Source organism: Streptomyces tricolor, assembly GCF_002155905.1.
Taxonomy (GTDB): domain Bacteria; phylum Actinomycetota; class Actinomycetes; order Streptomycetales; family Streptomycetaceae; genus Streptomyces; species Streptomyces tricolor.
The window spans coordinates 1-12447 of record NZ_MUMF01000211.1 but is presented as its reverse complement, the minus strand read 5'-3'; the positions used below and the strand labels follow the sequence as shown (position 1 = coordinate 12447).

The following is a 12447-nucleotide window of genomic DNA, read 5'->3' as shown; positions in this document are numbered from 1 at the left end:
ACGAAGGGACGTTGGGGGCTCTGGGCGTGCGGGAGTTCATCGTCGAGGCCGACGGCGGGTCGCGGGGCAACCCCGGGCCCGCGGGCTACGGGGCCGTGGTCCGCGACGCGGCGACCGGGGAGACCCTGGCGGAGGCGGCCGAGTACCTCGGCGTCGCCACGAACAACGTCGCCGAGTACAGCGGCCTGCTGGCCGGCCTGCGCGCCGCCCGCGCCCTCGATCCCGCCGCGAGGGTCCACGTCCGCATGGACTCCAAGCTCGTCGTCGAGCAGATGTCGGGCCGCTGGAAGATCAAGCACCCCGCCATGAAGCCCCTCGCCACGGAGGCCCGGTCCCTCTTCCCGCCGGACCAGGTCACCTACGAGTGGATCCCCCGGGAACAGAACAAGCACGCCGACCGGCTGGCGAACGAGGCGATGGACGCGGGCGCGAAGGGCGAGCAGTGGTCCGCGTCGACGTCCCGGGCGGCCCTGGACACGCCGGCCGCCGTCCCCGAGCCCTCCGGCCCGCCCGGGGACGCGGCGGCGGGCGCGGCGCGGGCGCGGGCGGCGCTGGCGGAGGGCCGTTCGGCCGCCGCGGCACGGCCGGCGGTCGCGCCGGCGGAGGACGACGTCGAGGCGGAGGCGGTGCGCGAGGCGGAGGCGGTGCGCGAGGCTGGGGGCACCGCGGCGCCCGTCCCGGAAGAAGCGGCGCCTGCCGGCAAGCAGCCCTCTTCCAGCGCCGTCAAGGAAACCCCGGCCGCCCCCACCGAGCAGCACCGTGGCTGGAGTGCCGCTCCTGATCTCGGCGCGCCCGCCACCCTGGTGCTGCTGCGCCACGGCGAGACCCCCCTCACTCCCCAGAAGCGCTTCTCCGGCAGCGGCGGTACCGATCCCTCGCTCTCCGCCGCCGGCCGCGAGCAGGCGTACCGCGTCGCCGAGGCGCTGGCCAGGCGCGGCACCATCCAGGCCGTCGTCAGCTCCCCCCTCGCCCGCACCCGCGAGACCGCGGAGATCGTCGCGGCCCGCCTCGGCCTGGACGTCGCGGTCGAGGAGGGCCTGCGCGAGACGGACTTCGGCGCCTGGGAGGGCCTGACCTTCGGCGAGGTCCGCGAGCGCCACCCGGACGATCTGAACGCCTGGCTCGCCGACCCGGAGGCCCGCCCCACGGGCGGCGGCGAGAGCTTCGCGGAGACGGCCGCCCGGATCGCCGCCACGCGGGACAAGCTGGTCGCGGCCCACGCGGGCCGTACGGTCCTGCTGGTCTCGCACGTCACCCCGATCAAGACCTTCGTCCGCCTCGCCCTCGGCGCCCCGCCCGAGTCCCTGTTCCGGATGGAGCTCTCGGCGGCCTCCCTGTCCGCGGTGGCGTACTACGCGGACGGCAACGCGAGCGTACGGCTCTTCAACGACACGTCCCACCTGCGGCCCTGAGCCCCAGCCCGGCCGCGGCCCGCGCCAGCTCCTCGATCCGGGCCCAGTCCCCGGCGGCCACCGCCTCCGCCGGGACCATCCAACTCCCGCCGACACAGCCGACGTTGGGCAGGGCCAGATACTCCGGCGCGGTCGTCGGCCCGATCCCGCCGGTGGGGCAGAACCGGGCCTGCGGCAACGGCCCGGCCAGCGACTTCAGATAGGCCGTACCGCCCGCCGCCTGCGCCGGGAAGAACTTCATCTCCCGCACCCCGCGCTCCAGCAGCGCCACCACCTCCGAGGTCGTCGACACCCCGGGCAGGAACGGCACCCCGGATCCGCGCATCGCCGCCAGCAGCGTCTCCGTCCACCCGGGGCTGACCAGGAACCGCGCCCCGGCCGCCGTACAGGCGGCCACCTGCTCCGGGGTGAGCACCGTGCCCGCCCCCACCACGGCCCGCGGGACCTCGTCGGCGATGGCGCGGATCGCGTCCAGCGCGGCCGGCGTCCGCAGGGTCACCTCGATCGCCGGCAGCCCGCCCGCCACCAGCGCCCGCGCGAGCGGTACGGCGTCGGCGGCGTCGGCGAGCACCACCACGGGCACGACGGGTGCGAGGTCCAGCACGGAGGCGGCCGGAGAGGAGGGCGGCGACGAGGTCATGCCCTCATCGTGCCCAGCGCCCGCATCCCACGCAATGAGCGTTGCACAGCATGCAACGGGGCATCGGTGGGTGCCGGTGCAGGTCAGTGGATCTCGTCCACCAGCACATCCAGCGCCCACGCCTTGCCGGGCTTCCCGGGCGCCTCCGCCTCCACGACGTACCCCAGCTCCCGCAGCACCGTCACCAGCTCGGCGGGGTCCTGCGGAGCGGCCCCGGCGGTCAGCAGGCCGCGGACGATCCGGCCCTTGGTCGCCTTGTTGAAGTGGCTGACGACCTTCCGGGTCGGCGCGTGCAGCACCCGTACCGTCGCCGTGCGCCCGGCGACCTCGCCCTTCGGCTTCCAGGCCGCCGCGTAGGCGGAGGACCGCAGGTCGAGGACCAGGCCGTCGGCCGCCGCCTCCGGCAGCACCTCGGCCATCGGCACCCGCCAGTGCCCGGCCAGCGCGCCGAGTCCCGGCAGCTTCACGCCCATCGAGCAGCGGTAGGAGGGGATCCGGTCCGTCACCCGCACGGCGCCCCACAGCCCGGAGAACACCAGCAACGAGTCGGCCGCGCGCCGCCGGGCGTCCGCGTCCAGCGTGGCCAGGCCCAGGGCGTCGTAGAGGACACCGGTGTAGATCTCCCCGGCGGGGCGGGCGCCGGCCGTGCGCAGACCGGCGTTCTTCGCGACCTCGCCGCGCAGCCCCTCGCTCAGCCCCAGCACCTCGCGGGCCTTCTCCTCGTTGCCGGCGCACAGCTCGACCAGCTCCCCGAGCACGGCCTCCCGCGCCCCGGTCAGCCCCGGCAGGGACAGCGACCCCAGCTCCAGCGGGGCACCCTCGCCCGAGTTCGCCTTGCCTTCGGAGGGCGGCAGCAGGACCAGCAACACGTACTCCTTACGTAGACCTCCGCGCCAGGGTACGGCGTGCCGCCCTCCCGGCATCGGCCTGCACCGCCTCCCCGGCCTGACCTCGCGGCGGGGTCAGGCGGCGGCCCTCGGGGTGCCGAGCCAGTGCTCCAGCGACTCCCGGAGGCCGCTGGCGCCCGCCGTGTCGGTGGCCCATGCCACGAAGCCGTCCGGGCGTATGAGCAGGGCCCGGAGGCCCGGGCGGTCCGGGGAGGCGGTCGTGACGACGTCCAGCCGGTCGTCGTATCCCTCGGCGCGGGCGCGCAGCTTCGCGTCGTCGGACAGGTCGAGCAGCAGGGCGCGGCCGGTGTGCAGGTGCTCGCCGAGGCGGGTGCCGTCGGCGAGGGGCAGGTCCGGGGCGGAGGCGCCGGTCAAGGGGTGGTCGCCGGGCAGGTCGTAGCGCTGCCGGACGCCGGAGATCCGGTTGACGAGGTAGGTGGTGCCGGAGGTGGTCGTCGCGAGGTCGGTGACGATCGTGCGCAGGGCGCGGGCGTGCGGGTCGGGGCGCATGAGCGCGATCTGGGCGCGGGTCCAGTCGAGCACCCGGGCGCCGACCGGGTGCCGTTCGGCGGTGTAGGTGTCCAGCAGCGCCTCGGGTGCCCGGCCGCGGGCCACGGCGGCCAGCTTCCAGCCCAGGTTGAGCGCGTCGCCGATGCCGAGGTTGAGTCCCTGCCCGCCGAACGGCGCGTGCACGTGCGCCGCGTCGCCCGCGAGCAGCACCCGGCCCTTGCGGTAGTCGGCGGCCTGGCGTGCGTTGTCGGTGAACCGGGTCGCCGTGACCACCTCCGTGACGGTCACCTCGGGCACGCCCGAGACCCGGCGCAGGCTCGCCTCCAGCTCCGCCGCGGTGACGGGGGCGGACCGGTCGGCGGGCGGGCCGTCGAACTCCGCGGTGAGGACGCGGCCCGGGAACGGCCCGTGGACGTACGTCCCCGCCTCGGTGGTCTGCCAGCCCTGGCCGAGCCGCTCGGCCCCGGTCAGCCGTACGACCGCCTGGTAGCCGGTGATCTCCGGGTCCGTGCCGGGGAAGTGGAACCCGGCCAGCTTGCGGACCGTGCTGCGTCCGCCGTCGCAGCCGGCCAGCCAGCCGGCCCGGACACCGCCTTCGCCGGTGTGCACGGTCACCCCGGTGTCGTCGGCGTCGAAACCGGTCAGTTCGACGCCCCGGCGCAGCGCGACCCCCAGCCGCTCGGCCCGCCGGGACAGGATCCGCTCCAGCTCGGCCTGGGGTACGACGAGGCCGGCCCCGCCGACGGGGCCGAGGTCCGCCCAGACCGGGTCGGAGCCGTCGAACAGGTCCGGGTCCAGCATGATCCCGGCGAAGTGCCCGGCGAACTTCGGCGGCTGCTCGCCCGAGCGGCCGGCGGCGCCCATCCGTGCCCGGACCGCCTCCCACACCGCCGCCAGTTCGGGCAGCAGGCCGCGCCGGTACAGGGCGACCGCGGTCGGCACGTTGACCGAGCCCGCCTTGATCGTCTCGTCCACCTCGGTCAGCCGCTCCAGGACCAGCACCCGCGCCCCGCCCAGGGCCAGCTCGCAGGCGAGGAAGAGCCCCACGGGGCCGGCGCCGGCCACCACCACGTCGTAGTCGTACTCGGTCGTCGTCATGCGCTCAATGTAGTCACTAAAACTTTTGAGCGGCTACACATTTCTTGGTTATAGTTTCCGGCATGGACTTCAGGGACGATCAGGAACTCTCCTTGCGGGAGCGCAAGAAGCACGAGACCCGGCAGCGCATCTCCGACATCGCGACGGGCCTGATCGCACAGCGCGGCTTCGACGCGGTCACGGTCGCCGAGATCGCCCGCGCGGCGGGCGTCTCCCCGATGACGGTCTTCAACTACTTCCCGCGCAAGGAAGACCTGTTCCTGGACCGCATCCCGCAGGCCGCCGACCTCTTCGCCACGGCCGTACGCGACCGCGCCCCCGGCGAGCCCCCGCTCGCCGCCCTGCGCCGCCTCACGCTCCGGCTCCTCGACGAACGGCACCCGCTGGGCGGCGTCGGGGAGACCTTCGCCGACTTCTGGCGGGTCGTCGTCGACTCGCCCGCCCTGCGCGCCCGTGCCCGCGAGGGTGCCGAGGAGATCGAGCGGGCCCTGGCCGACGCGCTGGGCGAGGCCGGGGTCGCGGACCCCGAACTGGCGGCGGCACTGACCGTGGCCGCGTACCGCACGGTCTTCCTCGGCTCCGTACGCCGCCTGCTGGCCGGGGACCCGGTGGAGGAGGTGGCGGGGGATCACCGGTGCCGGCTGGAGGAGGCGTTCGGGGTGCTGGAGCGGGTGGCGGTGGGCTGCTGAGACGGAGTTCCGGGCGGGCCTTCGCGCATGACCGCCGGGCGGGAGCGGAGGCGGAGGAGTCGGGCTGTACGCCGGGTTCTGTCTCCCGGTGTCGTCGCGGACGCCGGGGCCGCGGCCGTAGGGAAGCGGTAGGGGTGGAGGGCATGGAAGCGGGGGCTCACGGCGTTGCCCCCACGGGGAGGCGCACGGCAGCCACCACAGGGGACTCGGGGGAGTGCGATGGGGGAACAGGCACGGTGGACGCGGGCCCGGCTGGGCCGGTGCGGGCCCCCGTTCGATCTGCTCACCGCCAGCTTCCGCCGGCACGTCTACGCCCCGCACGCCCACGACGAGTACACCGTCGGCGTGTGCGTCGGCGGCTCCGAGATCATCGACTACCGGGGCGGTCACATCCGCACCGGCCCCGGCACCATCGTCGTCCTCGAACCCGGCGAGATGCACACCGGCGGCCCCGGCAACGCCACCGACGGCTACGCGTACCGCGCCCTGTACGCCGAGACGTCCCTGCTGACGGACGGCACCCTCGGCGGCCTGCCGCACTTCCGCGAACCCGTCATCGACGACCCGGCGCTGGCCGGCGCCCTGCGCACCGCCCACACCCGGCTGAGCGCCTGCCCCGATCCACTGGAGGCGGAGTCCGTCCTGCCCTGGCTGCTGACGGGGCTGGCCCGGCGCCACTCCACGGCCCGCGCGGCGAGCGACACCGTGCCCGGCGCCGACGGCGTCGCCCGCGCCGTACGCGACCGCCTCGCCGACGAGCTGACCGACCCGCCCTCCCTCGCCGACCTCGCCACCGACCTGGGCCTGTCCCGCTACCAGCTGCTGCGCGCCTTCCGTACGACGATGGGGGTGCCGCCGTACGCGTGGCTCGCCCAGCACCGGGTGCACCGGGCGCGCGGTCTGCTGGAGTGCGGGCTGCGGCCGGCCGAGGCGGCCGCGCTGGTCGGGTTCGCGGACCAGGCGCATCTGACGCGCTGGTTCCGGCGGGTGCTGGGGGTGACCCCGGCGGCGTACCGCAACAGCGTTCAAGACCGGGGGTGAGCACCGGCCCCACACTACGGTCATGACTGCACGTGGCTGGGCCCTGTTCTCCCTGATGGGAGTGGTCTGGGGCATTCCGTATCTGATGATCAAGGTGGCGGTGGACGAGTTGTCCCCGTCCGTCGTCGTGTTCACGCGCTGCGCCCTCGGCGCCGCCCTCCTGCTCCCCTTCGCCCTGCGCCAAGGCGGCCTCGCCCGCACGGTCCGGGCGCACTGGAAGCCCATGCTGGCCTTCGCGGTCATCGAGATCGTCGGCCCTTGGTGGACCCTCACCGACGCCGAACGCCACCTGTCCAGCTCCACCGCCGGACTCCTCATCGCGGGCGTGCCCATCGTCGGCATCGTCCTGGCCCGGTTCTTCGGCGCCGCGGAACGTGTGGGCGCCCGGCGCGTCGTCGGACTCGCCCTCGGCCTCGGGGGTGTCGCCGTCCTCACCGTGCCACACCTCACCGGTGGCGACGCCCGCTCGCTGGCCGAGGTGCTGATCACGGTCGTCGGCTACGCCACCGCCCCCCTGATAGCCGCCCGGCACCTGAAGGACGTCCCGACCCTCCAGCTGATCACTCCCTGCCTCACACTCGCCGCCCTCGTCTACGCCCCCGCCGCCTTCCTGACCCGGCCCGCCACGCTGCCGTCGGGCGAGGTCCTGGCCGCCCTCGCCGGCCTCGGCGTCGTCTGCACCGCGATCGCGTTCGTGGCCTTCCTGGAGCTGATCAAGGAGATAGGACCGACCCGGGCCGGCGTCATCACGTACGTCAACCCGGCGGTCGCCGTAGCCGCCGGCGCCCTCTTCCTGGACGAGCGGCTGACCGCGACGATCATCGTCGCCTTCACCCTGATCCTCTCGGGCTCGGTGCTGGCCACGGCCGCCGCGCCGCAGGGCGGCATCCGCCGGGTACCATGGTCGACACGGCAGACGAGCCGGGCGGACGGCCGCGTGGAGTCCCCCTAGGGGGCTTCCCGAGGAACGTCCGGGCTCCACAGGGCAGGGTGGTGGCTAACGGCCACCCGGGGTGACCCGCGGGACAGTGCCACAGAAAGCAGACCGCCCGGGGCTTCGGCCCCAGGTAAGGGTGAAACGGTGGTGTAAGAGACCACCAGTGCCCAGGGTGACCTGGGCAGCTAGGTAAACCCCACCCGGAGCAAGGTCAAGAGGGGACACCTCGGTGTCCCTGCGCGGACGATCGAGGGCGGCCCGCCCGAGTCCGCGGGTAGACCGCACGAGGCCGGCGGCAACGCCGGCCCTAGATGGATGGCCGTCGCCCCGGCGTCCGCGAGGACACCGGGGAACAGAACCCGGCGTACAGCCCGACTCGTCTGCCCCCAGTCTTCGGACCTGCTAAAACACAGGCACGATGCGGTGGGGCCCTGTTGGTCACATGAGGGGTGCGCCGTCGTGGAGGTACAGCGGTCGGCCCGCGTCCCGTGCCTTCAGAGCGTGCTCGAACCGGCGCCGGATGCGGTCCCGGAGGCGGTCGGTGGCTTCGGCGGCCGTGACGAAGGCGGCTTCGGACAGCTCGTCGTCCCGTGGCCGTAGCCGGTGGGCCTGGTCCTCGTCCAGGGTGCCGCCGTCGAAGACGAACGCGAGCTGATCGTCCCAGGGGCCGTGCGGGGCCACCCAGTCCACCACCAGCAGACCGTGCAGCGTGACGCGTAGGCCGAGTTCCTCCATCAGCTCACGGCGTACCGCCTGCTCCGGCGGCTCGTTGGCCTCCGCCATCCCGCCGGGCAGGTCCCATCCCGGTTTGTACGTGGGGTTCACCAGCAGCACACGGCCGGACGGGTCCCGCAGCAGCACATCGGCCGCCACGCGCTTGCGGGCCTGCTTGGCGTTGCCCTCCGCGAGGTACGCGTTCCACGCGTCGGTGTCGGCGGGATCGGGTGCTGTGGGCCTCATGCGGTGGTGCCTCCCGGGGACGGCGGGATCAGATCAGCCAGCAGGAGCATTCTGGCGCGGCGCGCATCATCGAACCGCGCCAGGTACTCTCGGACCGGCCGGTACCCCCGGTGCGGCTCCAACAGCCGGCGCAGCCCGTCGAGCTGCTGCACCACCCGGACCGAACCGAGGGTCGGGCTCGTACTGAGCAGGTCGTGGCCGACGCTCACCGCGGCGTCCAGGTCGCCCCGGCGCACGTGGATGTCCACCAGGCTGATCCGGCTGAGAGCCAGGGACCGCGCCCGCCCCGCCTCGCGCAGCGCAACAGCTTGCTCTGCGTGCGACAGCGCCTCGTCGTACTCCTCCAGGTCACGCATGATCAGAGCTGACTCGCTGGCCAGCGCGGCGGCGTCGAACGGGCTCAGCCACGGGTGATCAGCAGCGGGCGACGCCTCAAGGTCACGGTGCGCGGCCTCCAGCGCCCGCGCCGCCGGGGTGCGCTGAGAGGCGACCGCCAGCGCACGCGCCTGCATGGTGTGCAGCCGCGCCGTCAGCGCGGGAATCCGAGGCCCCTGCGCGACCAGGTCGAGCCCGGTCCGCGCCCAACCGACGGCCCCGGCCGCATCCCCGGTCTCAAGAGCAAGGTGGCTGCTGCTCGCAGCGACGTGCGCGGCCAACGGGAGGTCACCAGAGGTGCGTGCCAGGGGGAGAGCGCGGGCGAAGTGCTGGGCCGCGCGGTCATCACGACCGGAGTCGTGAGCCATCCAGCCCGCCATCTCGGTCAGCGCGGCTGCGGCGGCGAAGACCTGCGGACCGCTGCCGATGTCGACCAGCCGGGGCGCCACCCGGTCCGACAGGTGCCGGACGACGGCCCCGTACAGCCGGCCGCCGCCGGCCTGCCGGTCAGCGCTGCGGAAATGATCCATCGCCACCAGGTCGTCACCGTCCGGCGGCGGCCGGTCCGCCCGCTCGTACTCGGCGGTCGCCGGCGCGGGCTCCCACGAGCGCCGAGCCAGCCCCAGCAGATGGCCGGGGATGCGGAAGGCGTCGGCGATCTGCTCGAACAGGGTCAGCTTCTCCACCCGGCTCTTGCCGTTCATGTAGTCGTACAGCCGCCCCTGCGTGATGTCGACGGCCGCAGCAATGCGCCGTGTACTGACACCGCGCGCATTGAGCATCCGGAACACCGCGCCCATGTCCCGCTCAGCGCACGCATGGAGCAGGCGCTCATCCCCGAGCAGACCGGCGACGACCTCACGCGGGTCCGGTGACAGACGGTCCACCTGCAACTCCCCCGAGTAGCGTACGGAACCGATGCTAAGGCCAACCTCGCTCACCTGACTCCGCGTTGGAGTCACCTTCTGGAGTCTCCCCGTTCCCCTCTCCACGCGTTGACTGACTCTGAGCCGCAGGGAAGCGCGCCCGTGAACGCACCTCGGCGGCGCCCCGCCCGCAGGTTTCTCTCTCCCCGAGGCATGCGGGCGGGGCCTCCCTCAGCTGCCCAGACCAAGGCGTGACGATGACCAACGAGCGAATGAAACCAGGGCAATGCCCGCGCCAGAGCGCCACCTTCGCGAGCGAGGCCGCCACTGTTCCGGTGGCGCGTCAGATAGTCCGCGAGGCGTGCGCGCAGTGGGGCATGGACCAGGACGCCGCAGAGACCGGCATGCTCCTGATCTCCGAAATCGTCACCAACGCGGTCCGGCACGGTCACTCTCACAGCGTCCGGGTGATCGCCGAGCAGCCGCGCCCTGACCGGCTTCGCGTCGCCGTGGTCGACAAGTCCCGCCGCATGCCCGAGCTGCACATCGTTGGGCCGGACGCCATGGGCGGCCGTGGCCTCCTCCTGGTCGACGCCCTCTCCGACCGCTGGGGAACCGATCTCCTTCCCTGGGGTAAGCGTGTTTGGGCTGAGATCGCTATCAAGGCCGGCGACCCGTGACCGGACGCCACCGCATGCTGGAAGCCGACGGGGTGACCGTCGGCACCGGGCTCCTGGGAGCCGTCGCCGTTGGGCTTGGGCTGGTGGTGTCCATGGTCTCCGACGAGGTCAGCACGGAGTCTGCCCCGACTGCGTACTCCGTTCCCGGCAAGGAGCCGCGCACAGCGGCTCTCTCCGCACCAGACCGCCCCCACAGCCACCTCTACCGGTGTGCGCAGCCCTGAGGGGGACCGCAACAACCGCCCGCCCAATACCGTGGGCGGTGGCCCAACTACCCCGGCCGGGGCGCAACGCTCGTTCGCACCGACTGTCCCCGCCGAGCCCCTCTCGTCGTCCGGAAGCCCCGGGTGGCGACAGCCACTGTTGGATCACCTGAGAGACGAGGAGACTCATGCAACCACCCTTGATGTCACTGGATCAGGTCAAGCCCTGGGGACTTGGACGCATGCGGCCCTACCCGACTGCGGCCGTCCTCTCCGCCGCCCGGCCCGTCCTCGACCCGCACACGCAGGTCCCCGCGTGGGTCGGCCCCGACGGCGCACCGCTGACGGCGGAGGCCAAGCACAAGCGGTCGGAGACGTCGCAGGAGACGAGCACGAAGACCAGCCTGGACGGTACCCCGGACCAGGGCAGCGACCAGAACGGGGACTCTGACTGATGGCTGTGGGTGGGCCGCCCGTCCTCGTCGTCACGCGCCTGGACGACGCGACTGCGGACGAAGTGATCACCGAGCTGAACCAGCGTCGCGTGCCCGTGGTCCGCCTGGACCCCGGCGACTTCCCCCGCGAGGTGACCCTGTCCGGCACCTTCGACAGCATCGGGACCGGCGGCACTCTCGCCACCGCGTCCCGGAGCATCGACCTGGGGAACGTCCGCTCGGTGTACTGGCGGCGGCCCACCCCCTACACCGCTGACCTTGCCATGGACGAGCAGACCGGCCGATGGGCCGTCGAAGAAGCCCGCTACGGGCTCGGCGGCATCCTCGCCGCTCTCCCCGGCGCGCACTACCTGAACCACCCATGGCGCAACAGGGACGCCGAGTACAAGCCGGCACAACTGGCCACGGCTGCCGCCTGCGGTTTCACCGTGCCACCCACGCTCATCACCAACGACCCCGACCGCGCCCGCGCCTTCGCCGCCGAACATGGGCCGGTCATCTACAAGCCGCTCAGGGAAACCGAGTACACCGACGACACCGGCCGCGCGCTGACCGTCTGGATCGAGGACGTCACGCCAGGCCAGATCGACAACCATCTACGCCACACCGCGCACCTGTTTCAGCAGCGCGTCCGCAAGTCCGCCGACGTCCGCCTCACCGCCGTTGGCGACCACCTCACCGCCGTCCGCATCGACGGCTCACCCGGCGTGGACTGGCGCCGTCATTACGACCGGCTCACCTACACACCCGTGGCCGTCCCCCCGGCCATCGTCAAAGGCGTGCGCGCCTACCTCAATACTTTCGGACTCACCTTCGGCGCCTTCGACTTCGGTCTGGACCGTGAGGGCGCCTGGCACTGGTATGAGTGCAACCCCAACGGTCAATGGGCCTGGTTCCCCGACCACATCACCGCTCCCCTCACGCACGCCATCGCCGACCGCCTACAGCATGGAGTCCCCGCATGACCGACCCCGCCGACCTGCGCCGCCAACTCGCCGCCGCCGTCCCTGTGGATGACCCGGCGTGGCGCACAGCCCTCGAAACGGTGCCCCGCGAACTCTTCCTGGGCAACGGCCTGTTCCAGTTCGACGGCCGCCAGTGGACCCCCGTACACCGCGACCGGACCGATCCCGGAAAGTGGCTGGGGCTCGTCTACCAGGACACCACCTGGGTCACCCAGGTCGACGGCACCACCGCCGGCGACGCCACCGGACCCGTCACCGGCCGCCCCACCTCATCCAGCACGCTGCCCTCCCTGATCGTGCGCATGTTCGACGTCGCCGGAATCAGCGAGGGCCACAAGGTGCTGGAGATCGGCACCGGCACCGGCTATTCCACCGCCATCCTGTGCAGCCGCCTCGGCGACAACAAGGTGTACTCCATCGAGTACGACCCGGGCCTGGCCGCCGCGGCGGCCGACCACATCCACGCCGCCGGATACCACCCCACCCTGATCACCGGCGACGGCCTCGCCGGACACAAGGACGACGCCGAGTACGACCACATCGTGGCCACCTGTGCCGTCCGCCACATCCCCCCAGCCTGGCTGTATCAAGTACGCGCCGGTGGAACCATCACCACCACCATCAGCGGATGGATGCTCGCCTCCGGACTCATTCGCCTCACCGTCCACGACGACGGCACCGCCACCGGCCGCTTCCACACCGACGAGATCAGCTACATGCTCGCCCGCC

Annotated in this window: 12 protein-coding genes, 1 other RNA gene and 1 pseudogene; 9 read left to right on the top strand and 5 right to left on the bottom strand. The window is 73.0% G+C overall.

Translation table 11 applies throughout. The annotated features are described in order from the left end of the window. The first annotated feature begins 26 nt into the window (after nt 1-26). On the top strand, nt 27-1412 hold the full coding sequence (locus CCN44_RS16440) for a bifunctional RNase H/acid phosphatase (RefSeq protein ID WP_086698085.1): 1386 nt from the start codon (nt 27-29) through the stop codon (nt 1410-1412). On the opposite strand, the gene eda is transcribed toward CCN44_RS16440, so the two are convergent. From eda to CCN44_RS16425, 3 genes are all read right to left on the bottom strand, one after another. Continuing rightward, complete coding sequence (eda, locus tag CCN44_RS16435; protein WP_059249074.1) at nt 1384-2052, bottom strand: bifunctional 4-hydroxy-2-oxoglutarate aldolase/2-dehydro-3-deoxy-phosphogluconate aldolase; 669 nt, start codon at nt 2050-2052, stop codon at nt 1384-1386. The two genes, CCN44_RS16440 and eda, sit on opposite strands and share 29 nt — an antisense overlap. A gap of 83 nt (nt 2053-2135) precedes the next feature. Beyond that, nucleotides 2136-2918, bottom strand: a complete 783-nt coding sequence (gene yaaA / locus CCN44_RS16430) for a peroxide stress protein YaaA (RefSeq protein WP_059249072.1) — start codon at nt 2916-2918, stop codon at nt 2136-2138. A 96-nt stretch (nt 2919-3014) separates the two neighbouring features. Further along, nucleotides 3015-4547 carry an FAD-dependent monooxygenase gene (locus CCN44_RS16425; RefSeq protein WP_086698084.1) on the bottom strand — a complete coding sequence of 511 codons (1533 nt, stop codon included), beginning with the start codon at nt 4545-4547 and terminating at the stop codon, nt 3015-3017. A 62-nt stretch (nt 4548-4609) separates the two neighbouring features. Between CCN44_RS16425 and CCN44_RS16420 the strand changes: the two genes are divergently transcribed. From CCN44_RS16420 to rnpB, 4 genes and pseudogenes are all read left to right on the top strand, one after another. Continuing rightward, complete coding sequence (locus CCN44_RS16420; RefSeq protein ID WP_086698083.1) at nt 4610-5236, top strand: TetR/AcrR family transcriptional regulator; 627 nt, start codon at nt 4610-4612, stop codon at nt 5234-5236. 219 nt (nt 5237-5455) lie between these two features. Next, nucleotides 5456-6277, top strand: a complete 822-nt coding sequence (locus CCN44_RS16415) for a helix-turn-helix domain-containing protein (RefSeq protein WP_086698082.1) — start codon at nt 5456-5458, stop codon at nt 6275-6277. A 22-nt stretch (nt 6278-6299) separates the two neighbouring features. Then, nucleotides 6300-7079, top strand: a pseudogene (locus CCN44_RS47825) (DMT family transporter); the annotation flags it as partial. Nucleotides 7080-7194: 115 nt separating this feature from the next. Continuing rightward, nucleotides 7195-7597: RNase P RNA component class A (gene rnpB, locus CCN44_RS16405), an RNA gene on the top strand. Nucleotides 7598-7652: 55 nt separating this feature from the next. On the opposite strand, the gene CCN44_RS16400 is transcribed toward rnpB, so the two are convergent. Together CCN44_RS16400 and CCN44_RS16395 are read right to left on the bottom strand one after the other, a co-directional pair. After that, complete coding sequence (locus tag CCN44_RS16400) at nt 7653-8174, bottom strand: NUDIX domain-containing protein (RefSeq protein ID WP_086698081.1); 522 nt, start codon at nt 8172-8174, stop codon at nt 7653-7655. Next, nucleotides 8171-9490: an XRE family transcriptional regulator gene (locus CCN44_RS16395; protein WP_237481956.1), complete on the bottom strand. Its 1320-nt coding sequence runs from the start codon at nt 9488-9490 to the stop codon at nt 8171-8173. Before CCN44_RS16395 ends, CCN44_RS16400 begins: the two co-directional genes overlap by 4 nt. Before the next feature lie 182 nt (nt 9491-9672). On the opposite strand from CCN44_RS16395, the gene CCN44_RS16390 reads away from it, so the two are divergent. From CCN44_RS16390 to CCN44_RS16370, 4 genes are all read left to right on the top strand, one after another. Then, nucleotides 9673-10095 (top strand): ATP-binding protein, encoded by a 423-nt coding sequence (locus CCN44_RS16390; protein WP_237481958.1) that lies wholly within the window; start codon nt 9673-9675, stop codon nt 10093-10095. A gap of 391 nt (nt 10096-10486) precedes the next feature. Next, on the top strand, nt 10487-10753 hold the full coding sequence (gene tgmA, locus CCN44_RS16380; protein WP_086698077.1) for a putative ATP-grasp-modified RiPP: 267 nt from the start codon (nt 10487-10489) through the stop codon (nt 10751-10753). Next, nucleotides 10753-11718, top strand: coding sequence for an ATP-grasp ribosomal peptide maturase (tgmB, locus tag CCN44_RS16375; protein ID WP_086698076.1), 966 nt, complete (start codon nt 10753-10755; stop codon nt 11716-11718). Before tgmA ends, tgmB begins: the two co-directional genes overlap by 1 nt. Continuing rightward, nucleotides 11715-12447 (top strand): methyltransferase domain-containing protein (locus CCN44_RS16370; RefSeq protein ID WP_167403990.1); only part of this gene is annotated, 733 nt, incomplete at its 3' end. The genes tgmB and CCN44_RS16370, both read left to right, overlap by 4 nt.